Annotated in this window: 21 protein-coding genes, 4 tRNA genes and 2 pseudogenes; 22 read left to right on the plus strand and 5 right to left on the minus strand. The window is 43.3% G+C overall.

The window, feature by feature from the left end; genetic code table 11:
* Positions 1-23: 23 nt before the first annotated feature.
* The 3 genes from A3GY_RS0100005 (at position 24) to A3GY_RS0100015 (ending at position 352) form a co-directional block, all read left to right on the plus strand.
* A tRNA-Leu gene (locus tag A3GY_RS0100005) sits at positions 24-106 on the plus strand.
* 12 nt (positions 107-118) lie between these two features.
* Positions 119-191 (plus strand) — tRNA-Thr (locus A3GY_RS0100010).
* Between the two features lie 89 nt (positions 192-280).
* A tRNA-Glu gene (locus A3GY_RS0100015) sits at positions 281-352 on the plus strand.
* A gap of 67 nt (positions 353-419) precedes the next feature.
* Here A3GY_RS0100015 and A3GY_RS0100020 read toward each other — a convergent pair.
* The 3 genes from A3GY_RS0100020 to recX form a co-directional block, all read right to left on the minus strand.
* Positions 420-734, minus strand: a complete 315-nt coding sequence (locus A3GY_RS0100020) for a DUF960 domain-containing protein (RefSeq protein WP_018029335.1) — start codon at positions 732-734, stop codon at positions 420-422.
* A gap of 60 nt (positions 735-794) precedes the next feature.
* Positions 795-1,328 carry a nucleoside tri-diphosphate phosphatase gene (gene ntdP, locus A3GY_RS0100025; RefSeq protein WP_018029336.1) on the minus strand — a complete coding sequence of 178 codons (534 nt, stop codon included), beginning with the start codon at positions 1,326-1,328 and terminating at the stop codon, positions 795-797.
* An 83-nt stretch (positions 1,329-1,411) separates the two neighbouring features.
* On the minus strand, positions 1,412-2,188 hold the full coding sequence (recX, locus tag A3GY_RS0100030; RefSeq protein WP_018029337.1) for a recombination regulator RecX: 777 nt from the start codon (positions 2,186-2,188) through the stop codon (positions 1,412-1,414).
* Between the two features lie 190 nt (positions 2,189-2,378).
* Here recX and rlmD point away from each other — a divergent pair, with 190 nt between their 5' ends.
* The 3 genes from rlmD to A3GY_RS09860 all read left to right on the plus strand — a co-directional run bounded on the left by rlmD (position 2,379) and on the right by A3GY_RS09860 (position 6,709).
* Entirely contained in the window at positions 2,379-3,731 is a 1,353-nt protein-coding gene (rlmD, locus tag A3GY_RS0100035) for a 23S rRNA (uracil(1939)-C(5))-methyltransferase RlmD (protein WP_026161845.1), read from the plus strand.
* Positions 3,732-3,743: 12 nt separating this feature from the next.
* Positions 3,744-4,202 (plus strand): class Ib ribonucleoside-diphosphate reductase assembly flavoprotein NrdI, encoded by a 459-nt coding sequence (gene nrdI / locus A3GY_RS0100040; RefSeq protein ID WP_018029339.1) that lies wholly within the window; start codon positions 3,744-3,746, stop codon positions 4,200-4,202.
* A 401-nt stretch (positions 4,203-4,603) separates the two neighbouring features.
* Entirely contained in the window at positions 4,604-6,709 is a 2,106-nt protein-coding gene (locus tag A3GY_RS09860) for an Ig-like domain-containing protein (protein ID WP_248681177.1), read from the plus strand.
* A 222-nt stretch (positions 6,710-6,931) separates the two neighbouring features.
* Here A3GY_RS09860 and A3GY_RS0100055 read toward each other — a convergent pair.
* Positions 6,932-7,002: transfer RNA gene (locus A3GY_RS0100055), tRNA-Thr, on the minus strand.
* A gap of 135 nt (positions 7,003-7,137) precedes the next feature.
* Here A3GY_RS0100055 and A3GY_RS0100060 point away from each other — a divergent pair.
* The 6 genes and pseudogenes from A3GY_RS0100060 to A3GY_RS10505 all read left to right on the plus strand — a co-directional run.
* Entirely contained in the window at positions 7,138-7,392 is a 255-nt protein-coding gene (locus tag A3GY_RS0100060; protein WP_018029342.1) for a DUF1912 family protein, read from the plus strand.
* Positions 7,393-7,407: 15 nt separating this feature from the next.
* Complete coding sequence (locus tag A3GY_RS0100065) at positions 7,408-7,770, plus strand: helix-hairpin-helix domain-containing protein (protein ID WP_018029343.1); 363 nt, start codon at positions 7,408-7,410, stop codon at positions 7,768-7,770.
* Between the two features lie 455 nt (positions 7,771-8,225).
* Positions 8,226-8,789 (plus strand): GNAT family N-acetyltransferase, encoded by a 564-nt coding sequence (locus tag A3GY_RS0100070; protein WP_018029344.1) that lies wholly within the window; start codon positions 8,226-8,228, stop codon positions 8,787-8,789.
* A 311-nt stretch (positions 8,790-9,100) separates the two neighbouring features.
* Positions 9,101-11,752 (plus strand): valine--tRNA ligase, encoded by a 2,652-nt coding sequence (locus tag A3GY_RS0100075; protein ID WP_018029345.1) that lies wholly within the window; start codon positions 9,101-9,103, stop codon positions 11,750-11,752.
* Positions 11,753-11,809: 57 nt separating this feature from the next.
* Positions 11,810-12,628, plus strand: a complete 819-nt coding sequence (locus A3GY_RS0100080) for a hypothetical protein (RefSeq protein ID WP_018029346.1) — start codon at positions 11,810-11,812, stop codon at positions 12,626-12,628.
* A 79-nt stretch (positions 12,629-12,707) separates the two neighbouring features.
* A pseudogene (locus A3GY_RS10505) lies at positions 12,708-13,075 on the plus strand (Sau3AI family type II restriction endonuclease); the annotation flags it as partial.
* 178 nt (positions 13,076-13,253) lie between these two features.
* On the opposite strand, the pseudogene A3GY_RS0100085 reads toward A3GY_RS10505, so the two are convergent.
* Positions 13,254-13,430: pseudogene (locus A3GY_RS0100085) on the minus strand (phosphoesterase); the annotation flags it as partial.
* A 369-nt stretch (positions 13,431-13,799) separates the two neighbouring features.
* Here A3GY_RS0100085 and A3GY_RS0100090 point away from each other — a divergent pair.
* From A3GY_RS0100090 to A3GY_RS0100135, 10 genes are all read left to right on the plus strand, one after another.
* On the plus strand, positions 13,800-14,882 hold the full coding sequence (locus A3GY_RS0100090) for an MmcQ/YjbR family DNA-binding protein (protein WP_018029348.1): 1,083 nt from the start codon (positions 13,800-13,802) through the stop codon (positions 14,880-14,882).
* A gap of 96 nt (positions 14,883-14,978) precedes the next feature.
* Positions 14,979-15,518, plus strand: a complete 540-nt coding sequence (rsmD, locus tag A3GY_RS0100095; protein WP_026161846.1) for a 16S rRNA (guanine(966)-N(2))-methyltransferase RsmD — start codon at positions 14,979-14,981, stop codon at positions 15,516-15,518.
* Positions 15,508-16,008 carry a pantetheine-phosphate adenylyltransferase gene (gene coaD, locus A3GY_RS0100100; RefSeq protein WP_018029350.1) on the plus strand — a complete coding sequence of 167 codons (501 nt, stop codon included), beginning with the start codon at positions 15,508-15,510 and terminating at the stop codon, positions 16,006-16,008. Before rsmD ends, coaD begins: the two co-directional genes overlap by 11 nt.
* Positions 15,986-17,032 carry a SepM family pheromone-processing serine protease gene (locus tag A3GY_RS0100105; RefSeq protein WP_018029351.1) on the plus strand — a complete coding sequence of 349 codons (1,047 nt, stop codon included), beginning with the start codon at positions 15,986-15,988 and terminating at the stop codon, positions 17,030-17,032. The genes coaD and A3GY_RS0100105 overlap by 23 nt, the downstream gene beginning before the upstream one ends.
* Before the next feature lie 64 nt (positions 17,033-17,096).
* A complete protein-coding gene (locus A3GY_RS0100110; RefSeq protein WP_018029352.1) occupies positions 17,097-18,440 on the plus strand; it encodes a bifunctional metallophosphatase/5'-nucleotidase in 1,344 nt (447 codons plus the stop codon).
* Positions 18,437-18,973 carry a YutD family protein gene (locus tag A3GY_RS0100115; RefSeq protein WP_018029353.1) on the plus strand — a complete coding sequence of 179 codons (537 nt, stop codon included), beginning with the start codon at positions 18,437-18,439 and terminating at the stop codon, positions 18,971-18,973. The genes A3GY_RS0100110 and A3GY_RS0100115 overlap by 4 nt, the downstream gene beginning before the upstream one ends.
* 68 nt (positions 18,974-19,041) lie before the next feature.
* Positions 19,042-20,127, plus strand: coding sequence for a dual-specificity RNA methyltransferase RlmN (rlmN, locus tag A3GY_RS0100120; protein ID WP_018029354.1), 1,086 nt, complete (start codon positions 19,042-19,044; stop codon positions 20,125-20,127).
* Positions 20,127-20,630, plus strand: a complete 504-nt coding sequence (locus A3GY_RS0100125) for a VanZ family protein (protein WP_018029355.1) — start codon at positions 20,127-20,129, stop codon at positions 20,628-20,630. The genes rlmN and A3GY_RS0100125 overlap by 1 nt, the downstream gene beginning before the upstream one ends.
* Before the next feature lie 68 nt (positions 20,631-20,698).
* Entirely contained in the window at positions 20,699-22,447 is a 1,749-nt protein-coding gene (locus A3GY_RS0100130) for an ABC transporter ATP-binding protein (protein ID WP_018029356.1), read from the plus strand.
* Complete coding sequence (locus A3GY_RS0100135) at positions 22,437-24,197, plus strand: ABC transporter ATP-binding protein (RefSeq protein WP_018029357.1); 1,761 nt, start codon at positions 22,437-22,439, stop codon at positions 24,195-24,197. Before A3GY_RS0100130 ends, A3GY_RS0100135 begins: the two co-directional genes overlap by 11 nt.
* Positions 24,198-24,532: the final 335 nt, after the last annotated feature.

Genomic DNA, 24,532 nt, shown 5'->3' on the forward strand with positions numbered 1-24,532 from the left:
CCCAGTACGGGTCATAAGTATTAGCGGGTGTGGCGGAATTGGCAGACGCACCAGATTTAGGATCTGGCGCTTAGGAAGCGTGGGGGTTCAAGTCCCTTCACCCGCATAAGAAAGATTAGCCGGCTTAGCTCAGTTGGTAGAGCATCTGATTTGTAATCAGAGGGTCGCGTGTTCAAGTCATGTAGCCGGCATTGCGAACGTAGTTCAGTGGTAGAACATCACCTTGCCAAGGTGGGGGTCGCGGGTTCGAACGTAGTCGTAACCATCATCTTTATTTTATGGTCCGTTGGTCAAGGGGTTAAGACACCGCCTTTTCACGGCGGTAACACGGGTTCGAATCCCGTACGGACTATAGATGTTTAGAGAGCGGAGAGCTCTTTTTTTTATGCAAAAAAAAGACCAAATGGCATCTTTTGGTCTTAGTTATCTAGCTCGTGGGGAAGGATGATGGTTTCCATTCCGTCATTGTCAACGATATAGATGATTTCTGGAAAGAAAGGATCGAAAGGATAAATATAGTCCATAATAAGCGTTGTTTGACTATACTTATCAATGTATTTGAAACTGGTTTTTCCCTGGCTGTTGACGAGTTGGAAAGCCAGACGATTATCTAGTTTAAAAACTCCTTTTAGGTTCCTATCTAGGATATCCCAAAAGCAATCAATAATTTCTGGTGTCAGACTGGTAACAATGCCAAAGCTGGCATAGCGTCCCTTTGTATTTGTAAATGCCATTCGTTCTCCTTTCGCAATTTTTATAAAGTAAAGCACTCCTTTCGGAGTGCTGCGACAACTTTAACGATTCTTCAGTTCAAGATAACGTTTGTACCAAATATTGACATAGGATTGTGAAAAAGGTCCTTTACCCTCGTTAATCCAGTCAACTAAAATTTTGACATTTTCTTTAAGAATAAAGTCAATATCTGAAGAGTAGCCCATCGCTTGCTTGTGGGATTCGTATTCATCGACGTCTAGTAGTTTTTTTTCACCATTGGTGAAGACTTTTACATCTAGATCATAGTCAATATACTTGAGTGCTTCTTGGTCCAAAATATAGGGACTGGCAAGGTTGCAGTAGTATGAAACGCCGTTATCTCGAATCATTGCAATAATGTTGAACCAGAATTTTTTATGGAAATAAACAATTGCCGGTTCGCGAGTGACCCATCTTCTACCGTCGCTTTCAGTCACGAGGGTATGGTCATTGACCCCAATAACAGCATTCTCTGTTGTTTTTAGTACCATTGTGTCGCGCCAAGTTCGGTGCAGACTGCCATCATGCTTATAACTTTGAATTGTAATAAAGTCGCCTTCCTTGGGTAATTTCATGGCGTACCAACTTTCTACAATTAAGTTCGTCCTTTACAGTTTAACATAAATTTTCTGAAAAATCATTTTTTTCTATTGAAAGTTTACAAATTGTTATCAACTGCTTTTTTGATGGCATCGTAATCGTATCCTTTTCTGAGCAGGGTCTGTGTCAGACGCTGTCGGAGGTCGTAGCCGTCGTATTTTCTGCTGAGCTTTCGATGTTGTTTTTCAAATTCTTTATCCAACAGCTGATTTTGGACGTCTTCTTCCTCTTCTAAGACGAGACTGTCAAAGGCCATTTTGGCTTCCTGGAAAGAAAACCCTTTGTTGCAGAGAGTTTGAATAATTTTGTCTTTAAGTGCTCTGTTGGGGAGTTTATTCTGATATTTTCTGAGGAGTTTTTGAGCTATTTTTTGGCAAAGCGGATAAAAGTCGGCTTGCTCAATAATAGCCTCATAGAGATCCTGTTTGATGCCCTTTTGGTGTAGTTTTTGTTTAAGGAGGTAGGCTCCTTTGTCACCTGTACTGAAGTTTTGATCGAGTAGATTTTGGGTGTACTTCGCGTCATCTAGCCATTTATCTTCCTTCAGAGAGCTGATAACCTTGGAGCAGGTTTTGGGGTCAATGTCGTGTTCCAGAAGATAGTCCCTAACTTCTTTTTCTGTGCGTTGCTTGAAAGAGAGGTGGTAGAGGGCTAAATCTTTCCCGTAAGAGAACTGAGCAAAGTCTTTTATTTTTTCGAGTTCTTGCGGAGAAATGGTCTGATCTTTGGACAGCATAAAACGGACAATGGTATCTTCGGTGACATAGAGTTTATCCGTCTGATTAATTTCAACAAGATAGAGACGCTTTTTCTTTTCGATTTTGGTAATTTTCATGTTTTTATTATAGCAGAAATTCTTTTTTAAAATCGGTCTTGAGACGGATGTTTTTTTCTGGGGCTTCCCTTATAATTTAACCATACCCAAAATCTTTTTCATAATCTCCTTTAAAGCACCAGTTTAGCTGGTGCTTTTTTTCGTGAGAAGGGGGTGATTTATTTGGCTTATATTATGATAAAATAGTAGTATGAATTTACGGCTAAAACAGAAAATTCCTCTCCGAATAAAACGGATGGGCATTAATGGCGAAGGAATCGGCTTTTATAAGAGAACCTTGGTTTTTGTGCCTGGTGCTTTAAAGGGTGAGGACATCTTTTGTCAGATTACAAATATTAAGCAGAATTTTGCAGAAGCTCGGCTTTTGACCATAAAGAAAAAATCAAAAGACCGTGTACAGCCTGCCTGTAGCATCTATAATGACTGTGGAGGCTGTCAGATTATGCATTTGGCCTATGAGCAGCAGTTGGTCTTTAAACGGGATTTACTGAGGCAGGCGCTGAAAAAGTTTAAGCCTGAGGGTTATGAAACATATGACCTCAGGCCTACGAAAGGCATGGCAGATCCTTGGCATTATCGCGCCAAATTGCAATTTCAAACCAGACACTTTGCTGGCTCCGTCAAGGCTGGGCTTTTTCGTGAAGGAAGCCATTATTTGGTGCCTATCAAAGACTGTCTGGTGCAGGATAGATTGACCCAAGACATTATCAACCGTATCTGTCAGCTTCTGGAAAAGGAAAAGATCCCCATTTACAATGAACGTCATAGAGAAGGGATTCGTACTGTCATGGTCCGACGGGGACAGGCCAGTGATCAGGTTCAGATTATTTTTGTCACCAGTAAGGCTCTTTATTTGACTTCTTTAATCAAGGCCTTGGTGGCTGATTTTAGTCAAATCAAGACAGTCGCGCTTAATTATCAACAGTCTAAATCCAGCGAGATCTACGGTTCAGAAACAGAGATTCTCTGGGGACAGGAGACGATTAAAGAAGAGGTATTGGACTATACATTTGAATTGTCACCGCGTGCCTTCTATCAGCTTAATCCGAAGCAGACCAATCTTTTATATCAAGAAGCCATCCAAGCACTGGAGATTGCACCAGATGACACTCTCATTGATGCTTATTGCGGTGTTGGAACGATTGGTCTGGCGTTTGCAGACAAGGTAAAGAGTGTGCGAGGGATGGATATTATCCCTGAAGCTATTGCGGATGCCCGTCAAAATGCTGCAGCTTTGGGATTTGCTAACACCTACTATGAAGCTGGAAAGGCAGAGGAGATCATTCCTAGGTGGTATCAGGATGGGTACCGTGCCAATGCTCTGGTAGTCGACCCGCCTAGAACCGGCCTAGATGACCAATTACTGGCTACTATTTTAGCGTACGGTCCTGAAAAAATGGTCTATGTCTCCTGTAATGTCTCCACCTTAGCCCGTGATTTGGTGAAACTGGTTCAGTTATATGATGTTGCTTATATTCAGTCGGTGGATATGTTTCCTCACACAGCACGGACTGAAGCGGTAGTGAAACTAGTAAAAAAGTAAGGAATCATAAAAATGAGTAAAACCATTCATCTTGTTTATATTAGCTTAAGCGGCAATACCAAAAGTTTTGTCAGCCGGTTAAAAACCTATCTGGAATTAAAATCAGATTATCCTATCGAAACAATTGATGTCAAAGAGCTGGTCAAGGATGGTCAGACCTTTATGGCCATGTCGGATTATTTTGTTGCTTTTCTGCCAACCTACCTTGAAGGCGGAAATGGTCTTGATACTGGCGATGTTGAGATTCTGACGACACCCTTGAGGGAGTTTATAGCCTATGCGGATAATTACCGCTATTGTTATGGGATTGTCGGGTCGGGGAACAAGAATTTTAACCATCAATACTGCCTGACCGCCAAGCAGTATGCCCAGCAATTTGGTTTTCCTGTGCTCGATAACTTTGAATTGCGGGGCTTGGCAGATGATGTTGAGCGGATAGGTGAAAAGGTTTTAGCCCTTTACAGGTCTTAAAGAATAGAAAAAATCCCTTGTTAACAAGGGATTTTTATGAATGTAAAAGAAATGGAGGTGGGCTGCCCAGACCAAAGCGGATAGGGTGGTAAATTAGGTCTAGAGACTATATGATGAGACCGGCTGGTGACATTAAGATTAGAAATGAAGGGAATCTTCTTGAGCTTACTCCAGATAATATCAATACCTTATTTTTTCTGAAACTGTAAGACAAACTATCGCTAGGAGAGTTTTTTTGCTGAGAAATTAATGTTTTTAATCATTATAACAAATAAATGATATAAATAACAAGTATGTTATAATACTTATAGATAAAACAGGAGGTATAGATAATGAATTAGAAAAGGTGAATTATGATTGTTAATAGTAAACAGTTGTCAAGGAAGCTCTTTCTTTCTTTGATGGCAATATGTTCTATTTTCTTTGTATCAGTTGTTTCAGCAGGTAATGTTGGAGCGACTGAATTACAAAACGTCATTACAGACGTAAAACTATTAGATGGCAATGATACTGCTGTAACTGTTGATAGCAACAATGTTTATCAGCTTCGTACAGGGCAAACTTACCGTCTTCGTTTTGAATTTGACTTATCAGCCTACGATGGCAAACTTCAAAATGATGATACGTTTTCGTTTCAACTGCCTGCCCCTCTAGATGTTAGCAGCGCGACATCACAGTTATATGATCGAACAACAGGTACCAATGTTGGTGAGGTCGTTACGACTTCTAATGGCTCTGGTGCCGGAGCAACAGTAACTGTAACAGTAAAAAATCTGGAAACCTACCTTGCAGCTACTGGTGGCAATGTAGTTAAAAATGTTTTAGGTGACTTCGCTGCTAATTTTAAAATTGATCAAGATCTGACCAACCATACGGTGAGTTTTGATTCTTCTGTTATGAAGAATGCGGTCACTCAGGTTTATACGACAACAAGTCGTACTGCTACCGTTACCGGTTATGAAAACTTTGCTCAAAACGGCGGACAAGCCCAATATGGTAGCTGGTTTTCACAAACACTTAAGAACAATAACTTAACCAATGCTGGATTCTTCTATTCACAGTGGCGTGCACGTATCAACACAGGTGCACAAAATCTTGGTGCGAATGTTCTTGTTCATGATGAGGTATCAGCTGGGAATATTCACTATATCCCTGAAAGCTTTGAAATCTATTCAACTGCTATGCTGACACAAAGAACTTCAGGTGTTGCTGTCTTGACTGACGCTGTTAAATTGACCGAAGGAACAGATTATAGCATTAAATGGAATGCTAATTTTACAAGTTTCGATCTGACCCTTGTTGATGGTAGTAAACAGTATTGGATCGTCTATAAAACAACGACACCAAATGATGGCAGTTTGGTTGCTAACACGCTTTCTGTAAGTAAAGCAGATGGCACAGCATTGACACAGCGTAACGATAATACGCGGACTTATGCTAAGCAGGAGTCAACATCACTTTACTCAGGTACAATGGTTGGTAATTCAGACTTGAAAAAAGTCCTCACCAAAGTTAAAGTCTTGAACGGTAACGATACTGAACAAAATGTAGACGCTAATGGAATCTATCAGCTTCGGACTCATGAAACTTATAAACTGAGATTTGAGTTTGATCTATCTAATTACGATGGCAAGCTGAATAATGGGGATAAATTCTCATTTAACATTCCTCAGCCACTAGATATTACTAATGAAACGGTTCAGTTGCATGATTCAGATACTGATGTCGTTATTGGTGAAGCAGCCATCGTTAAAAATGGTGAAGGTCTTGGTGCTACGGTAACAGTTACACTTAAGAACCTTGAGGAATACTTGTCTGCAACAGGCGGGCAAAGTGTCGTTGGGGTTGCCGGTGATTTTGCAGCTTACTTCAAGATTGATAAAGATATCACTGATTACAGTGTTTCTTATAATTCGGATGTAATGAAAGAAGCTGTAACACATCGCTATACGACAACAAGTTATAATGGAAAAGCAGCTACTGACTACGAAAACTTCGCTCAAAATGGCGGTCAGGCACAAAGAGGAAAATGGTCTTCTGATGCTCTTGGAACATCAGGTAAATTCTACTCCTTGTGGCGTGTTCGTGTCAATACAGGCAAACAGGACTTTGGAACTAACTTTGTGGTACATGATGAAGTTACAAAAGGTGCTATCCAATACATTCCTGAAAGTTTAGAGGTTTATTCAACTGCTAAACTGACTGATAGAACATCTGGTACCGGTTTACTTAAAGATGCCGTTCTTCTTAAAGCTGGAAAAGATTACACTGTCAAGTGGAATGCTACTTATACTGCTTTTGATATCGTATTCCCAGATGGTAAGAAGCAGTACTGGATTACCTACAAAACAACGACACCAAATGATGGCAGCTTGATTGCTAATAGCCTTTCTGTGACTAAAGCAGATGGTACTGCTTTAACACAACGCAGCAACAACAAGCGCACTGTTTCAACTCAAGAATCTACTTCACTTTACTCTGGGAAGCTAGATGGACAGTACAATTAAGGCGTGTCTTAAAATACTCTTCTAACATACACTCTTGTTTTATCTACGTCTCTTTCTGCTTTTTGTAGAAAGAGATTTTTTATCAGAAAGTGGATTAGCAGGCATTAATCAAAACTTGACACATCACAAGAAGTTATTTGTAGGAAAAATCAAAAAACCTTGATTTGACAAGGTTTTCAAGAATAGAAAAAATCCCTTGTTAACAAGGGATTTGTTGCTTTCTGCCACCACCGAGAATTGAACTCGGAACTGAGCATTACCATTGCTCTATTATACCATTTAACTATAGCGGCGACTTTATTATCATACTATAAAATGAGCAATTAGGCAAGACATTTGTGAGAGATTTTATCTGAAAAAGTATTTGAGTGCCTGGCTTTTTCGTGGTATAATGGCAGAGCGAGAACTTTATGACGCAAGGAGAAACCATGTCTTACGAAGCTGATTTTTTGAAGGAATTTGAAGCCTGGGTTAATACGCAAGTTACGGTTAATGAGATGGCTGTGAAGGAAAGTCAGAAATTGGCAGAAGAATCGCAGGATGACAAGGCAGCAGATGCTTACATCCGTTACGAAAGCAAGCTGGACGCTTACCGTTTTCTGCAGGGAAAATTTGCTAACTACCATGCAGGCAAAGGCTTTCACGATTTACCGGAAGAGATGTTTGGAAAAAGAAGTTATTAAAAAATAGGAGAAAAAATGTCTAAAAAACAAAATCGCAAAAAACAATTAAAACACCAATTAGCCCGCCTGAGAAAAGCAGGTTCTGCAGTTGCAGGCACCGTCGCTGAAACTGCTAAAAAGACTGCCGATACAGTCGTCGAAGGTGCTAAAGAAGTCGTAGCAGATGTCAAAAAAGAACTTCAGGCAGATGATTTTGACAGCTTTGCCGCAGAATTAGAAGGTGTTGCTCAGGCTCGTCTTGAAACATTCTATGAAGAAGGAATCAAGTCAGCTAAAGATTTTGCCAAATGGACAGAAAAAGAATTGCTTGCTCTTAAAGGCATTGGTCCTGCAACCATCAAGCAGCTTAAAGAATTAGGCATTAAGCTGAAAAAATAAGCCGTTGAGGATGCGGCAGCGCGATTCAAAATAAGAAGACCTAGAGGTGTTTTGGCCAAGGCATTTTACAGAAAGTGGCGGTGCTGAGAAGTCCACAAATGTCGCAAAACTGGTTGTTAGGTTGTTAATTTCATAAGAAAAAGTTGCGGATTTTTTTCCGAAACAGTGGTGGTACCGCGGATTATAACCAATTCGTCCCTGTCTAGCGTATGCTGGATGGGGATTTTTCTATGTGCCTTGGCAAAATGAGATCGTGAGACCGATATTGAGCTTAGGCACATTGAAGCAGATTTTTCATAGAAAAATCTACGTTCCGTAGTTTCTCTTAATGAGATGAGATGGTAACGTCGAAATCGAATTTAGAGATATTGATGCAGTTTGAACGACGTGAGAACTACGCTAACCTGTTTATCTTATCTTAGCGATTGTCAAAACCGAGTCAAAGGAGAAGTTTTATGAACGAATTTGAGAAAATGGATACAAAGCGTTTGACTTTGAGACCTATCCGTCTGTCAGATGCTGAAGCTATGTATGACTACGGGCATCGTCCTGAAGTTGCTCGCTTGGCTGGTTTTCCTGTCAATCAGTCGGTTGAAGAATGCCAAAGTTTTATCCAGATGGATTTGGATAAAAGTGGTGATGAGACCAAACAGCGGATTTATGCCATTTGTCTTAAAGGGCAAGACAAGTTGATGGGGACGGTTAATTTTGCTAAAGCAGTCAAATCGGACATCCTTGAAATTGGTTATGTTCTACATCCTGATTTGTGGGGACAAGGGCTTATGCCAGAAGCGGTTTCGGCTTTGATTGATTTTGGATTTAAGGAGCTTAATCTTCATAAAATTGAGATTGCTGCTTATGGCCACAATCCTCAAAGTCAGCGTGTGGCAGAGAAACTTGGATTTCAGTTGGAAGCAAGACTTCGTCAGCGTATGAAAATCGATGATGTCTATCGGGATAAATTAATTTTTGGCTTGTTGAGGGAAGAATGGGAGGAAACTCCTGACTTGGCAATTTGATATACCAAAATTTATTTGGAGCATGCTTCAAATAAATTTTGAAATGACGGATTGCCAGTAGTTGGCTTATGATGGACAAGAGTCAGATTGAAGTTTATGACTATCGCGAACGAAGTGAGCCTAACCTGATATTTTCGCTGTAGTGGTATTATTAGTAACAACAAAGTTGTTACTAATAACGGAATTTTTGAGACTTTAGGCTCAAAAATTAGGAATGAAACTCCGAAGGAGTTTGCTTCCGTCCGCACTACCTAAGAAAATATCAAAAATTATTTTTTAATAAATAAGTAATTAAATAGAAAGGACATCATATGTCTAAAGAACTTTCACCAAAATACAATCCAGCCAAGGTTGAGGCTGGGCGTTACCAGACTTGGTTGGACCAAGATGTTTTCAAGCCGTCAGGCGATGCGGAGGCTAAGCCTTATTCCATCGTGATTCCGCCGCCAAATGTGACGGGGAAATTGCACCTGGGACATGCCTGGGACACGACTCTTCAGGACATCATCATCCGCCAGAAGCGCATGCAGGGCTTTGATACCCTCTGGCTGCCGGGGATGGACCACGCGGGGATTGCCACCCAGGCCAAGGTGGAGGAGCGCTTGCGGGAGCAGGGCGTGACCCGTTATGACCTGGGTCGGGAAAAATTCCTGGACAAGGTTTGGGAATGGAAGGATGAGTATGCCTCAACTATCAAGGAACAATGGGGTAAGATGGGGATTTCCGTCGATTATTCACGGGAACGTTTCACATTGGACGAAGGCTTGTCAAAAGCGGTTCGCAAGGTCTTTGTAGAACTCTACAAAAAAGGCTGGATCTACCGCGGTGAATTTATCATCAACTGGGATCCGGCGGCTAGAACTGCCCTTTCTGACATCGAGGTCATCCACAAGGATGTTGACGGGGCCTTCTACCACATGACCTATATGCTGGAGGACGGCTCTCAGGGGCTGCAGGTAGCCACAACCCGGCCTGAAACCATGTTTGGAGATGTGGCGGTAGCGGTCAATCCAGAAGACCCTCGCTACAAGGACTTGATTGGCAAAAATGTCATCCTGCCTATCGTAAACAAACCTATCCCCATCGTGGCTGATGAACATGCGGATCCTGAATTTGGAACAGGGGTTGTAAAAATCACCCCTGCCCATGACCCTAATGACTTTGAGGTCGGCCAGCGCCACAACTTACCACAAGTCAATGTCATGAATGACGATGGCACCATGAACGAGCTGGCTGGGGAATTTGTCGGCATGGACCGCTTTGAAGCCCGCAAGGCAACAGTCAAGAAACTGGAAGAGCTGGGCGCTCTGGTTAAGATTGAAAACCGTGTGCATTCCGTAGGCCACTCTGAGCGGACGGGTGTCATGGTTGAGCCTCGCCTGTCCACCCAGTGGTTCGTCAAGATGGATGAGCTGGCCAAGAATGCCATTGCCAATCAGGCGACAGAGGACAGGGTAGACTTCTATCCGCCACGTTTCAACGACACCTTCCTGCAGTGGATGGAAAATGTCCACGACTGGGTGATTTCCCGTCAGCTCTGGTGGGGGCATCAGATTCCAGCCTGGTACAATGAAGCAGGCGACATCTACGTCGGCGAAGAAGCGCCAGCAGGCGATGGCTGGGTGCAGGATGAGGATGTTCTGGACACTTGGTTCAGCTCTGCCCTTTGGCCTTTCTCTACCATGGGCTGGCCGGATGAAGAGGCGGCTGACTTCAAGCGCTATTTCCCAACTTCAACCCTGGTCACTGGCTACGACATCATCTTCTTCTGGGTGTCTCGGATGATTTTCCAGTCCCTGGAATTTACAGGCCGTCAGCCATTTAAGAATGTCCTTATCCATGGTCTCATCCGTGATGAGCAAGGCCGCAAGATGTCCAAGTCCCTGGGCAACGGGATTGACCCTATGGATGTCATCGACCAATACGGTGCAGACGCTCTGCGCTGGTTCCTGTCTAATGGCTCTGCCCCAGGACAGGATGTCCGTTTCTCCTATGAAAAAATGGATGCCAGCTGGAACTTCATCAACAAGATCTGGAACATTTCCCGCTATATCCTCATGAATAATGAGGGCTTGACGCTGGAGGCGGCGCGTGACAATGTGGCCAAGGTTGCCGCTGGTCAAGCTGGCAATGTGACCGATCGCTGGATTCTCCACAATCTCAATGAGACCATCGCCAAGGTAACGGAGAACTTTGACAAGTTTGAGTTCGGTGTAGCGGGTCATATCCTCTACAATTTCATCTGGGATGAGTTTGCGGACTGGTATGTGGAGCTGACCAAGGAGGTGCTTTACAGCGACAATGAGGCTGAGAAAGTCATCACCCGCTCGGTTCTCCTCTACACCCTGGATCAGATTCTCCGCCTGCTTCACCCGATCATGCCATTTGTGACGGAGGAAATCTTCGGTCAAATCTCTGAAGGCTCTATCGTTGTGGCTACCTATCCTGTGGTCAACCCTGCCTTTGAAAATGCGGAAGCCCACAAGGGAGTGGAAAGCCTCAAGGACCTGATCCGTTCGGTGCGAAATGCTAGAAGCGAAGTGAATGTTGCCCCTTCTAAGCCAATCACCATCTTGATTAAGACGGCGGATAGCGAGCTGGAAGCCTTCTTCAAGGCTAATGTCAACTATATCCGACGCTTTACCAATCCAGAGAAATTGGAAATCGCAAGCGATTTGACCGTGCCAGAATTGGCCATGTCAGCCGTTATCACAGGTGCTGAAATCTTCCTGCCTCTGGCTGATCTGCTCAATGTCGAGGAAGAACTGGAACGCCTCAACAAAGAGCTGGCCAAGTGGCAGAAAGAACTGGACATGGTCGGCAAAAAACTCAGCAACGAACGCTTCGTCGCTAACGCCAAACCAGAAATCGTCCAAAAAGAAAAAGACAAACAAGCCGACTACCAAGCCAAATACGACGCCACAGTAGCGCGGATTGAAGAGATGAGGAAGTTGGTGAGTTAAGTTACAAAATATAATTTTATATAGTTTTTATGAGATAGAAAGAATGTTAGGAGACAAATGAAAAATATTATGAACATATTAGTTGTATTTATCACATATGGTATACCAGTGCTGTCTTTTGTTTATCAAATTTGTAAAGACTCGGCTGACAAAAAAGCAGTAGAGAATATTGTAAATAACTACTATAATACCAACAATTCTCAAATTGATTTAAAAGATGTAAATGTGCAAAGCGGAAATATCGTGATAAGTAATTCTCAAAATATAAATATAGAGCAAAAGAAAGAACTTGACAAATTTAACGAGGAAAGACTTGAGAATTTAAAATTTTTGTCTGGAATATTATATAATTTGTCATTCATCTTTATACTAATACTGTTTGTTTTCAATATCTATACGGTTTTAGAAACAAATAACGTGACATTCCCTTCTCTATTTGAAAGTTTAAAAAATCTGGAGTTTAGTTCATTAGCAAATGCTTTGCCGATAGCTTTAAATAAAACTATTAATAATTCTTTTGCTATGCTTTGCTTATATTCAATTTTAATATTTTTTAAGTATATTATTCAAAAATATAAAAAATCATCTATTATTGGCTTTCTTATAAATATTATTTCCTATATTTTTGCTTTAGTATTTTTGAACAATAACATACTAGATGAATTAAACGCGATTCCCGTTGTAATAGCAAGTGTGATTTATATTATTGTTATTTTGAGTGTTTTCTCCTCGTTAAAAATTTTTGTATATAGGCTAATTGGTTTAGAGCGGAAATATGAAGCCTCCTATAAAAGTAGTTTGGTTAATTACTTTCAAATCGTTTGTACTTTAATTCCTTCTATAACAATTGTCTTGTTAAACTTCTTTATCAATTAGAGATTAAGCTTCCGATCTACATGACAGATCTGGCTGAGAGTGTTCCTGATACCACGCAACAGTAGACAACTCGACCGACCTATTTGTCTTAGACGATATTAAGTTCTGGGCTTTCCAGACCGACTTATTCCTGAAGTTCAAAGAGTTTGGAATGAGACAAGAAAAATTATTCAAGACGGTGTTGTGTTATCACAGAGTGACATTAAGGTGCCTGCAAATTTTCCACAAAGTAAGATAAATACTATTTTATTCACTAAAATTCATACTCAAAATACCTACTATAAAATCAGATCTAATGAATTCGTTGGCAAAGGCAAATTAATGGATACAGATAGATTACCTGATGGCAGAAGAATTACGAAGCACTCCTTTTGGATAACAAAGAAATTTTTAAGAGATATTTTGTTAGGTCAGTGGAATTGGCTTTGTAATTATTCGAGATTTTAACTCCATTCTCGAATAAATAAGTAGAAGAGTATGGCTAGCAATTTGTATGTAATTAGGCTATCATTAAGCTAAATCCTCCCCCACCTCAAACAAGGTCATGGACCCGAGGAGTTCGTCTTTGAACTTCTCTTTTTTGTAGTTTTGGTAGTGGGGGTTGTTTTTGACCAGGTTGAAGCGTTTGGAGAGGTTCCAGAAAGGGCAGACTGGCCTGCTCATGGTGGTTGGAAATATCCCCTGCCAGGTGGAGATGAACCACTTCTTTTTCTTTGAGGGTCTGGATAAGGGTTTGGATTTCGGCCTGCCCGAATTGATTGCTGTCGATGTGCAGGTCGCCCATAATAGCCAATTTTTTCATGTTCCTATTATACCGAATTGGACGCAAAAACAGTTCAAGGGACTGTTTTTTCACAATCTTGAAAATGGGAAAGCAAGTTAGACCCTAAATCATCTGACAGGGATACTCAACCCCGACTCTATAGACAAATCATCATAAGAAAAATTTCAATTTAAGCTTTCTTCAAGAAATCTTTTAGTTTACTTTAAGGTATCCCTTTTATACTATAAGCATCCTAGCAATAGGAATCCTAAAACTTTTCTTTTTCATAAATCTCCTGAAAGCTCTCGTCTTGATTGGCGGGGGCTTTTGCGTGGTGTTTTTTGTGGTGGTAGCGGCCAAGACAGAAGAGAAGCTTTTTTTGTTATAATGAGGGTGAGGGAGGCTGTTATGTCAATCGAATCTGATTTTTTTAAAGGAAGGCGCGTGCTTTTTGACAACTTGCTGCCTTTTGGTTTTGTCAAAGAGGGTCAAGATTTTTATTACCGTCATCTATTGATGGACGGGATGTTTGAAGCGCATATCAGGATAAGTCAAGACGGTCAGCTTTCGGGTCGAGTTCTTGATTTGGATATGGGAGAGGACTATATCGGTCTTCGGGTGGAGCAGCAAAGGGGCAGTTTCGCCAGTCAGGTTCGAGAGGCTTATCTGGCGATTTTAGGTCACATTTCGGATTATTGTTTTGAGGCACAGCCTTTTCTTAAAGAACAGACCAATCGCTTAGCCCGTTATCTGGAAAAGACTTACGGGGATGGGTATGACCATCCTTTTGCCAAGTCCAATGCCAGTGCTTACCGGAACCCGTCCAATCAAAAATGGTATGCTTTAGTCATGACGATTGTGCGTCAGAAACTTGATCTGGGGCAGGAAGACTGGAGCGAGGAAGCCTTGGCTGAGGAGATTGAGGTGATTAATCTTAAGGTTAATCCAGCGGAGCTGCCAGCTCTTCTGCAGCTGCCGAGTGTTTATCCGGCCTATCATATGGGGAAGAAATCCTGGGTTAGTATTGTGATGGGAGAGGAGCTATCAGACGATCGCCTCTTTGACTTGGTGGACAAAAGCCGTGTTTTGGCAGGCGGTGGCTTGCTGTCTGGGTCTCATGGTCCGGATTACTGGCTGATTCCTGCTAATTTAGCCTATTACGATATTGATGCCGAGTTTGCTGCCCAGTCAATCATTGATTGGACGCAAAAGGCCAGTATCAAAACCGGTGATTATGTCTTTATTTATATTACAGCACCGACGCGAGCGCTGCGTTATGCCTGCAAGGTATTAGAAACAGGAATTGACAATAAAGGTCAGCGTGATCATCCTAATATCAAGAAGCTGATGCGAATCCAGCTGTTAAAAACCTTTGACGATAGGAGATTTGACCGTCAGTGTCTGCTGAAGCATGGGCTTAAAACGGTTCGCGGTCCTCGTCGGATGCCGAAAAGCCTGATTGAAGAGGTCAAAAAAGAGCTGGAAGACTAAGGGGATACCGGTTTAACATTACTGTCAGGCCAATTCAGCGGTCAGTTGCTGCCTCAAAAGATGCCTCTGGGCCTCTTTTTTGATATAATGAAAGGCATGAGAATTGTTTCTGGTAATTATGGCGGCCGTCCCTTGAAGACGCTGGAAGGGAAGACCACACGGCCGACGTCGGACAAGGTTCGCGGTGCGATTTTTAATATGATTGGTCCTTATTTTGATGGCGGTCGTGTCTTGGATCTTTTTGCGGGAAGCGGCGGCCTGTCTATTGAAGCCGTTTCTCGAGGCATGTCTGAGGCAGTCTTGGTGGAAAGAGATCGACGGGCGCAGGCGGTGATCCAAGAAAACATTAAGATGACCAAAGAAGCGGACAAATTCCAGCTGATGAAGACAGATGCTCAGCGTGCTCTAAGTCTTATTGAGGGCCCCTTCCATCTGGTTTTTTTGGATCCTCCCTACGCTGAGGAAGAAATCGTTGAGACGATAGGGATTCTCTGTGAAAAGGGGCTGCTGTCGGATGATGTCTTGGTCGTCTGCGAGACCGATAAGCAGGTGGTTCTGCCAGAGGAAGTGGCTGACTTAGGCATTTGGAAGCAAAAAATTTATGGAATAAGTAAGGTGACGGTTTATGTCAGATAAAGTGGGATTATTTGCAGGTTCGTTTGACCCTGTGACCAATGGGCATCTAGATCTTATTAAGCGGGCCAGCCTGCTTTTTGATAAGCTTTATGTCGGTATTTTTTACAATCAGGAGAAGCAGGGGCTCTTTGATATCCCCAGCCGTAAGGCCATGCTGGAAGCAGCGGTAAGTCAATTTGACAATGTCGAAGTGATCACCGCCCGTGACAGTCTGGCGGTGTCGATTGCCAGAAGTTTAGGAGTGACTCAACTGGTCAGGGGCCTGCGGAATGCTCAGGATTTTGAGTATGAGGCCAAGATGGCTTTCTTTAATCGTGAGCTGGCCGAGGAGATAGAGACCGTCTTTTTGCTGACGGCACCGGAGTGGCTCTATGTCAGCTCAAGCGGGATGAGAGAGCTGATTCATTTTAAGGTGGATATCAGTGCCTATGTACCAGAAGCCGTCGTCAAAGAAGTGGAGAAAAAGTTTGAAAACAATCCAAAAATTTAAGTGGTGGCTCTTAGGCCTGCTCGGTTTCGTACTGATTTCGGTTGGGTTTTTCTATCCTTTGCCCTACTATATGGAGGCGCCCGGCGGAGCATACGATGTCGCTTCAGTCCTTTCGGTCAATGATCAACAAGCACCTAAAAAAGGCTCTTATCATTTCGTAGCGGTCTCTGTCACACGAGCAACACCAGCCATGCTGCTCTATGCTTGGGCGACCCCTTTTACCGAAATATCTTCGGCAGAGGAGACAACCGGTGGCAGCAGCGATGCCGACTTTATTCGAATCAATCAGTTTTACATGGAGACGTCGCAAAACACAGCTGTCTATCAGGCGCTCAAATTAGCTGGGAAAAAGACAGATTTTCAATTTAAGGGTGTTTACGTCCTTGACGTGACCAAAAAGTCAAGCTTTAAAGGGATTTTGAATATTGCTGATACGGTGACAGCCGTTAATGATAAACAATTTGCCAGCTCCAAAGAACTGATTGCCTATGTTTCGTCTATGTCTCTGGGAAGTAAGGTCAAGGTTACTTATACGTCAGCTGGTAAGGAAAAATCAGCCACGGGTAAGATTATCAAACTGTCCAATGGTAAAAACGGTATCGGTATTGGTCTGGTGGACCATACCGAGATTGTAACGGATGAAAACATCAAGTTCTCTACCCAAGGGGTTGGCGGACCGAGTGCTGGTCTGATGTTTACACTGGATATTTATGATCAGCTCATCGATGAGGACCTCTTAAAAGGACGGACGGTAGCTGGAACGGGGACTATTTCTGAGGATGGCAAGGTTGGAGATGTCGGCGGTGTCAGACTGAAGGTTGCCGCAGCAGACAAGATTGGTGCCTCTATCTTTTTTGTTCCCAATAATCCTGTTGATAAGGCTGCCAAAAAGGCAGAACCAGATGCGATAACCAACTATGCCGAAGCCAAAAAGGCGGCTAAACAGCTAGGCAGCAAGATGACTATTGTTCCTGTCAAAAATGTTCAGGAGGCGATTGATTACCTGAAAAATCATTCGTCATAAGAAGGAGCTGACCGAGTCAGCTCTTTTTTATCTGTTTCATCGGTCAACATGTTACAATAGACCTATGAAAGAACAGATTCGTATTCTCCATATCAATGACCTGCATTCGCATTTTGAAGCTTATCCCAAAATTAAGCGTTTTTTTGAAGCGCAGAGGCAAACAGAGGCTGAGGTCATCACATTAGATCTAGGGGATAATGTTGACAAAAGCCATCCCCTGACAGAAGCGACCTCCGGTCAAGCTAATATTCAGCTGATGAATGAGTTGGGGATTGATTTGGCAACGATTGGAAATAATGAAGGGGTAGGACTGTCAAAAGCAGAACTGAATAGCCTCTATGATAGGGCCGACTTTCAGGTTGTTTTAGGCAATCTGACCGATCAGTCAGGCCGTCCCTCTTGGGCTCAGCCTTACCATATCTATGAAACCAAGGCGGGTACCAGGTTAGCTTTTCTGGGGGCGACTTTTCCCTACTATTGGACCTATGAACCCAATGGCTGGCAGATCGAGGATGGCATTCAGGCGCTAGAGCGCCAGTTGGCAGAACCTGAGGTCAGAGAAGCTGATTTTAGAATTCTCTTAAGTCATCTGGGCATTCGGGTTGATGAGGCTATCTGCCACAAACTGCCAGCGGTAGATCTGATTATCGGTGCCCATACTCACCATGTCTTTGAAGAGGGAGAGACGGTGATGGGGACTTATCTGGCAGCGGCAGGACGCTATGGGGAATATGTCGGTCAGATTGATTTAGTCTTTGACAATGGGCAGCTTGAGGAGATTGTTATTGAGGCTCAGCCGACCAGCCAGCTTAGTTCGCAGAAGACAGATGCTACTTTTGTAGAGGGGCTGGCCAGTCAGGGACGGACAATGCTGGCTCAGGAAAAAATCTTTAACTGGCAGCAACCGCCTACTCTGCAGGGGTCTGCTGAATTGGTTTTGGAGGCTATGAGAGATTACAGTGGAGCAGACTTGGCTATGGTCAATACGGGCATTGTGGTTCGTCCTTTTGAGAGGAGCTTAACCAGAGCCTCTCTCCACGCTTCCCTGCCCCATCAGATGCGACTGGTGACCTTTGAGCTGACCTCTTTGGAGCTGTTGGCGATCTGCCAAGATGTCTTCAGTCAGGCGGAATTGTTAGCCAACCAAAAAATCCGCGGGATGGGCTTTAGAGGGGAACGCTTTGGTCAGATGATGACAAGTGGCTTTACTTACAAAAATGGAAAAATAGTGTATAATGGTAAGGTTGATAAAGAAACTGAAAAAAAGACCTTGGTTCTGGTTGACCAGTATTATTTTGCCCCTTATTTTGAATCGCTGAATCAGAAAAACGGCAAATACCGAGGTGACTTACTCTTCCCTGATCTCCTGAGAGAACTCGTCGAAAAATACCTGAAAGGAAAAGCATGAGGAAAGACATTTCTCCCGACCTGTACAACTATAATAAATTTCCTGGACCGCAGTTTGTCTTTTTTGACAACCATGTCAAGAGTGACGACCTTGAGTTTTTGCTTTTGGAAAATGTTAAGGACGCTTTCGATGCCACGGTCTTTAGCCAGCGATTTTCGGAAATCCTGCTGAAATATGATTATATTGTAGGTGACTGGGGCAATGAGCAGCTGCGTTTGAAAGGTTTTTATAAGGAAGCTGATAAGAAAAAGTCAGCCTCAACGATTGCCCGACTGGATGATTATATCACGGAGTACTGCAATTTTGGCTGTGCCTATTTTGTCCTTGAAAACCCAAATCCAAAAGAGATGGAAAAGGAAGAGGAGCGGCCGCGAAATCGCCGTCGTGACAATCGCAGACGCCGTCGATACAGCAAGTCTAGCAAAGTGGATTCGCCGAACAAGAAGCAAAGAGAAGATCGGCCTAAGTCAGAGAAGTCTAGACAGGACAAGGAGACCAACCAGCATTTTGTGATCAGGCAAAAGAAAGCCTAGAAAGGAAAGAAGGAGACCGCGTGTGACTGCCGGGTGAAGCAGCAGGTCTCCTTTGAGAAAGAAGACAAATGAAACCATCTATTTATGGACTGACGCGCGATGAGTTGATTGATTGGGCGGAGGAACACGGGGAGAAAAAATTCCGGGCCACTCAGATTTGGGATTGGCTCTACCGTAAACGTGTCCAGACCTTTGAGGAAATGACCAATCTTTCCAAAGACTTTATCGCTGTCTTAAATGACAGCTTCTGTCTGAACCCGCTGAAGCAACGGATTGTCCAAGAAGCTAGTGACGGAACCGTTAAGTATCTGTTTGAATTGCCAGACGGAATGCTGATTGAGACCGTTCTCATGCGTCAGCATTACGGCTTGTCTGTCTGTGTCACCACACAAGTCGGCTGCAATATCGGCTGTACGTTTTGTGCTTCCGGTCTGATTAAGAAACAGCGAGACCTCACCAGCGGTGAAATTGTCGCCCAAATCATGCTGGTGCAAAAATACTTTGATGAACGGCAGCAGGACGAGCGTGTCAGCCATGTAGTCGTGATGGGAATTGGTGAACCGTTTGATAATTACACCAATGTCTTGAAATTCCTGAGAACCATTAACGATGACAATGGTCTGGCCATCGGTGCACGCCACATTACGGTCTCAACATCTGGTTTGGCTCATAAAATCCGTGATTTTGCCAATGAGGGTGTTCAGGTCAACTTAGCCGTCTCTCTGCATGCGCCAAATAATGAGCTGCGGTCCAGCATTATGCGGATTAACCGATCCTTCCCTCTGGAAAAATTATTTGATGCCATTCATTACTATATTGAAACGACCAATCGTCGGGTTACCTTTGAATACATCATGCTCAATGAAGTCAATGATGGTCTTGAACAGGCTCAGGAGCTGGCAGATCTACTGAAAGACATTAAGAAATTATCCTATGTCAATTTGATTCCTTACAATCCTGTTACGGAACATGACCAATATAGCCGCAGTCCCAAAGAACGTGTGCTAGCATTTTATGACAGGCTTAAGAAGAATGGTGTTAATTGTGTCATTCGTCAGGAGCACGGCACAGATATTGATGCCGCTTGTGGTCAACTGCGTTCAAATACAATGAAAAAAGATCGGCAGCAGGCGATCGCAGAAGCGGCAGATTGATGGTAACCTTATTTGATAAAGATGGCCGCCTAAAACCGAATGCGCGAAAAATAGCTATGTTATTAGCTATTTTTTATGCTTTTGGTATCGGTCTGATGTGTTTCACGCCTCAGACTTTTAGCGGGATGGAAACGCCAGGGATTAAGCATTATGGTCGACTGGTTGTCTTGTTGACACCTTTTAATTCCTTGGTTCATTTGGGGGCTATTCAGTCGTTTGGGCAGTTGGTTTGGGTTATCGGTCAGAACATGGTCAATATTCTGCTCCTTTTTCCCTTAATCTTCTTGCTTTTATGCTTATTGCCGTCTTTACGAAGGAGATCAAGGGCCTGTCTGCTGGCTTTTGGGCTGAGCCTTTTCATTGAGCTGACGCAGTTGTTCTTGGACTGGCTGATTGCTGCCAATCGGGTATTTGAAATTGACGATTTATGGACCAACACTTTAGGAGGCCTGCTGGCATTCTGGCTTTTTGATTATCTATTCAAAAAAGCCCCAAAGGCTTGACTTGGAGTTGACTCTAAGGTCTATGATAAAGAAGAAGTGCCATCAATCTAGGAGATGAGAAAGAAGAAATGAAAATCATAAAACAGCTCTGGTGGTTTTTCCAGCTTGAGAAAAAACGTTACTTAATCGGGATAATGGCGCTCAGTCTGGTCAGTTTTCTTAACCTGATACCGCCAAAGGTAATGGGAGATGTCATAGACCGTATTGCCAATAAAAGTTTAACCAGCCAGCAGCTGCTGTGGAACTTGTTCTGGCTGATTTTGGCGGCCTTTGCCATGTATGGCCTGCGTTATGTCTGGCGGATTTTTATCTTAGGAACCTCTTACCGACTGGGACAGATTATGCGTTCCCGGCTCTTTGAACAGTTTACCAAGATGTCTCCTTCCTTTTATCAGAAATACCGAACGGGTGATTTGATGGCTCATGCCACAAATGATATCAACGCCCTAACCCGCTTGGCTGGCGGTGGTGTGATGTCTGCTGTTGATGCTTCGGTGACGGCTCTTGTGACACTGGCGGCTATGTTTTTCAACATTTCCTGGCAGATGACACTGGTTGCCATTATTCCTTTGCCGCTCATGGCCTATGCGACCAATCGTCTGGGCAAGAAAACCCATGAAAGTTTCAAGGCTTCGCAGGCAGCCTTTTCAGATTTAAACAACAAGGTTCAAGAAAGTGTTTCAGGGATAAAAGTGACCAAGTCCTTTGGCTATCAGGCATCAGAACTTGCTTCCTTTCAAGAAACAAATGAGATGACCTTCGCCAAGAATATGACGACGATGACCTATGACAGTATGTTTAACCCTGTCGTCCTTCTTTTTGTAGGGGCCAGCTACGCCCTGACCCTCTTAGCGGGTTCTTATTTTGTGAAAAATGGTCAGGTAACCGTTGGGAATTTAGTCACCTTTATGACCTATCTGGATATGCTGGTTTGGCCGCTCATGGCTATCGGCTTTCTCTTTAATATGGTTCAGAGGGGAACGGTCTCTTATGAACGGATTATGGAGCTTTTAAATCAGGAATCAGATATTAAGGATTCCGTTCATGCTTTGGATAGCATCCAAAATGGTCCTCTGGACTATGATATTAAACGTTTTTCTTACGAAGGTGAGACGACACTGGAAGACATTCAGTTTCATCTGGATAAGGGACAGACATTAGGTCTTGTCGGACAGACAGGCTCCGGGAAAACCACTCTCTTGAAGCTGCTCTTGCGGGAGTACGATGTTAATCAAGGCAGCATTCGCTTAAATGGTCAGGATATTCGTAACTATCGTGTGGCAGATCTGCGGCGTCTCATGGGCTATGTTCCCCAAGATCAGGTGCTTTTTGCCATGTCCATTAAGGATAATGTGCGATTTGGCAATCCAGACCTAGACATGGAACAGGTCATTTCAGCGACAAAACTGTCACAGGTCTACGGAGATATTATGGCTATGCCGGATCAGTTTGAAACGCTTATCGGTGAAAAAGGTGTCTCTCTTTCAGGAGGTCAAAAGCAAAGGCTGGCGATGAGCCGGGCAATGATTCTTAATCCAGACATCCTGATTTTGGATGATTCGCTTTCGGCGGTTGATGCTAAGACGGAGCACCTGATTATTGACAATCTAAAAGAAAACCGCCAAGATAAGACAACCATTATTACAGCCCATCGTCTGAGTGCGGTCGTGCATGCAGATCTTATTTTAGTTCTGCAAAATGGGCGCATCGTTGAGCGCGGCCGACACGATGAGTTGCTGCAAAAAGGCGGCTGGTACGCTCAGACCTATGAATCTCAGCAGCTGGAAATGAAAGGAGGGTCGGATTTTGGAGAATAATCAACGGCAGGGACGTGTCTTTTTACGCCTTATGTCCTATCTCAGACCCTATAAGTTTCTCACTTTTTTAGCCCTTTCGTTTCTGCTTCTGACAACGGTGATTAAGAGTTTGATCCCTTTAGTGGCCAGTCATTTTATTGATCGCTACCTGACAGATATGAACCAAAAAGCCGCTATGCTCTTAGTCGGTTATTACCTGCTGTTTGTCCTTCAAACGATTTTGCAGTATTTTGGCAGCCTTTTCTTTGCGCGTGTTTCCTTCAGCGTGGTTAGGGATATTCGAAGGGATGCCTTTGCGAATATGGAAAGATTGGGGATGTCTTATTTTGACAAGACACCAGCCGGCTCTATTGTGTCCCGTTTAACCAATGATACGGAGAGCATCAGCGAGATGTTCTCAGGTATCCTGTCCAGTTTTATCTCGGCTATTTTTATTTTTAGTGTGACCCTTTATACCATGCTGGTCCTCAATTACCAGCTCACCTTTTTAGTGGCCCTCTTTTTACCTTTTATTTTTCTGTTGGTCAATCTCTATCGGAAAAAATCGGTTAGCGTCATTTCTAAAACACGCAGTCTCTTAAGCGACATCAACAGTCATTTGGCCGAAAGCATTGAAGGTATTCGGATTATTCAGGCTTTCAGACAGGAAGAACGCCTGAAAGAGGCCTTCGAAGAGGTCAATGAGGAGCATTTCCAATATGCTAACCGGTCAATGGCCCTGGACAGTCTTTTTTTGAGACCGGCCATGTCGCTCTTAAAACTTTTAGCTTATGCCGTTCTGATGGCCTATTTTGGTTTTTCTTGGCAGACGATTGGTATTTCAGCCGGTTTGATGTATGCTTTTATCCAATATGTCAACAGGCTTTTCGATCCGCTGATAGAAGTTACCCAGAATTTTTCAACCCTGCAGACATCAATGGTATCAGCCGGCAGAGTCTTTGATTTGATTGATGAACAGGCCTATGAACCAAAACAGCTATCCAGTAACGCCAAAGTCTCAACTGGCCATATTGCCTTTAACAATGTTTCCTTCAGCTATGACGGTCAGCACCAGATTTTGGACAATATTTCTTTTGAGGTCAAACAAGGAGAAACCATCGCCTTTGTGGGTCCGACAGGATCTGGTAAATCCTCCATTATCAATGTCTTTATGCGGTTTTATGAGTTCCAGTCAGGACAGGTTCTCTTGGATGGGATTGACATCCGTCAGTACAGTCAAGAAGAGCTGCGGCGAACGATTGGACTGGTCTTGCAGGAGCCGTTCCTCTATCACGGCACTGTTGCCTCCAATATCAGAATGTATCAAGACTTAACTGATGAAGAGGTTGAGGCTGCGGCTAAATTTGTGGATGCTGACCCTTTTATTCAAAAATTGCCGCACAAATACGATGAACCCGTGAGCGAACGCGGTTCCAGCTTTTCAACAGGTGAACGCCAGCTGCTTGCTTTTGCGAGGACCATTGCCAGCCAGCCTAAAATTTTGATTCTTGATGAGGCGACAGCCAATATTGATTCGGCTACGGAGCAGCTGGTCCAGGCCTCCTTGGAAAAGATGCGCCGGGGGCGGACAACCATTGCCATTGCCCATCGCCTGTCAACCATCCAAGATGCTAACTGTATTTACGTTCTTGACAAGGGCAAAATTATTGAATCAGGCAACCACGAGGATTTGCTTGCTCTGAAAGGGACTTACTACCGGATGTACCAGCTTCAGGCAGGCATGATGAAGAAGGATTCGGCCTTAATCTGATATTTTCAGAAAATTATAAAAAAAAGACTTGACATTTCTTTCTATTCCTGTAAAATATTAGTCAAATCAGAAGAAGTACTAAGTATTGTGTTTTCAGGGAGCTTGTGGTGATTGCGAACAAGCAGCAGGTATTTAGGAAATGGGCTGATGACGAATCAAGATGAAGGTAATCAATAGTCTTCAGGTGGGCACCCCTTACCGTGCAACTCCTTGTTTGAGGAGGATGAGATGGCGACGCTTGGTAAAGTCGCTAATTGAGGTGGCACCGTGTTAAACAGCTTTAACGCCCTCACGCAGAGTTTTTTTCTGTGTGAGGGCTTTTTCTTGCCTTCGTC

The organism is Streptococcus ferus DSM 20646 (assembly GCF_000372425.1).
Lineage (GTDB): Bacteria > Bacillota > Bacilli > Lactobacillales > Streptococcaceae > Streptococcus > Streptococcus ferus.

What these genes read in the sequence shown, in the direction of transcription:
- A3GY_RS0100020 (WP_018029335.1), bottom strand. Translation starts at nt 734, where the DNA reads ATGGCATTTACAAATACAAAGGGACGCTATGCCAGCTTTGGCATTGTT.
- ntdP (WP_018029336.1), bottom strand. Translation starts at nt 1,328, where the DNA reads ATGAAATTACCCAAGGAAGGCGACTTTATTACAATTCAAAGTTATAAG.
- recX (WP_018029337.1), bottom strand. Translation starts at nt 2,188, where the DNA reads ATGAAAATTACCAAAATCGAAAAGAAAAAGCGTCTCTATCTTGTTGAA.
- rlmD (WP_026161845.1), top strand. Translation starts at nt 2,379, where the DNA reads ATGAATTTACGGCTAAAACAGAAAATTCCTCTCCGAATAAAACGGATG.
- nrdI (WP_018029339.1), top strand. Translation starts at nt 3,744, where the DNA reads ATGAGTAAAACCATTCATCTTGTTTATATTAGCTTAAGCGGCAATACC.
- A3GY_RS09860 (WP_248681177.1), top strand. Translation starts at nt 4,604, where the DNA reads ATGGCAATATGTTCTATTTTCTTTGTATCAGTTGTTTCAGCAGGTAAT.
- A3GY_RS0100060 (WP_018029342.1), top strand. Translation starts at nt 7,138, where the DNA reads ATGTCTTACGAAGCTGATTTTTTGAAGGAATTTGAAGCCTGGGTTAAT.
- A3GY_RS0100065 (WP_018029343.1), top strand. Translation starts at nt 7,408, where the DNA reads ATGTCTAAAAAACAAAATCGCAAAAAACAATTAAAACACCAATTAGCC.
- A3GY_RS0100070 (WP_018029344.1), top strand. Translation starts at nt 8,226, where the DNA reads ATGAACGAATTTGAGAAAATGGATACAAAGCGTTTGACTTTGAGACCT.
- A3GY_RS0100075 (WP_018029345.1), top strand. Translation starts at nt 9,101, where the DNA reads ATGTCTAAAGAACTTTCACCAAAATACAATCCAGCCAAGGTTGAGGCT.
- A3GY_RS0100080 (WP_018029346.1), top strand. Translation starts at nt 11,810, where the DNA reads ATGAAAAATATTATGAACATATTAGTTGTATTTATCACATATGGTATA.
- A3GY_RS0100090 (WP_018029348.1), top strand. Translation starts at nt 13,800, where the DNA reads ATGTCAATCGAATCTGATTTTTTTAAAGGAAGGCGCGTGCTTTTTGAC.
- rsmD (WP_026161846.1), top strand. Translation starts at nt 14,979, where the DNA reads ATGAGAATTGTTTCTGGTAATTATGGCGGCCGTCCCTTGAAGACGCTG.
- coaD (WP_018029350.1), top strand. Translation starts at nt 15,508, where the DNA reads ATGTCAGATAAAGTGGGATTATTTGCAGGTTCGTTTGACCCTGTGACC.
- A3GY_RS0100110 (WP_018029352.1), top strand. Translation starts at nt 17,097, where the DNA reads ATGAAAGAACAGATTCGTATTCTCCATATCAATGACCTGCATTCGCAT.
- A3GY_RS0100115 (WP_018029353.1), top strand. Translation starts at nt 18,437, where the DNA reads ATGAGGAAAGACATTTCTCCCGACCTGTACAACTATAATAAATTTCCT.
- rlmN (WP_018029354.1), top strand. Translation starts at nt 19,042, where the DNA reads ATGAAACCATCTATTTATGGACTGACGCGCGATGAGTTGATTGATTGG.
- A3GY_RS0100125 (WP_018029355.1), top strand. Translation starts at nt 20,127, where the DNA reads ATGGTAACCTTATTTGATAAAGATGGCCGCCTAAAACCGAATGCGCGA.
- A3GY_RS0100130 (WP_018029356.1), top strand. Translation starts at nt 20,699, where the DNA reads ATGAAAATCATAAAACAGCTCTGGTGGTTTTTCCAGCTTGAGAAAAAA.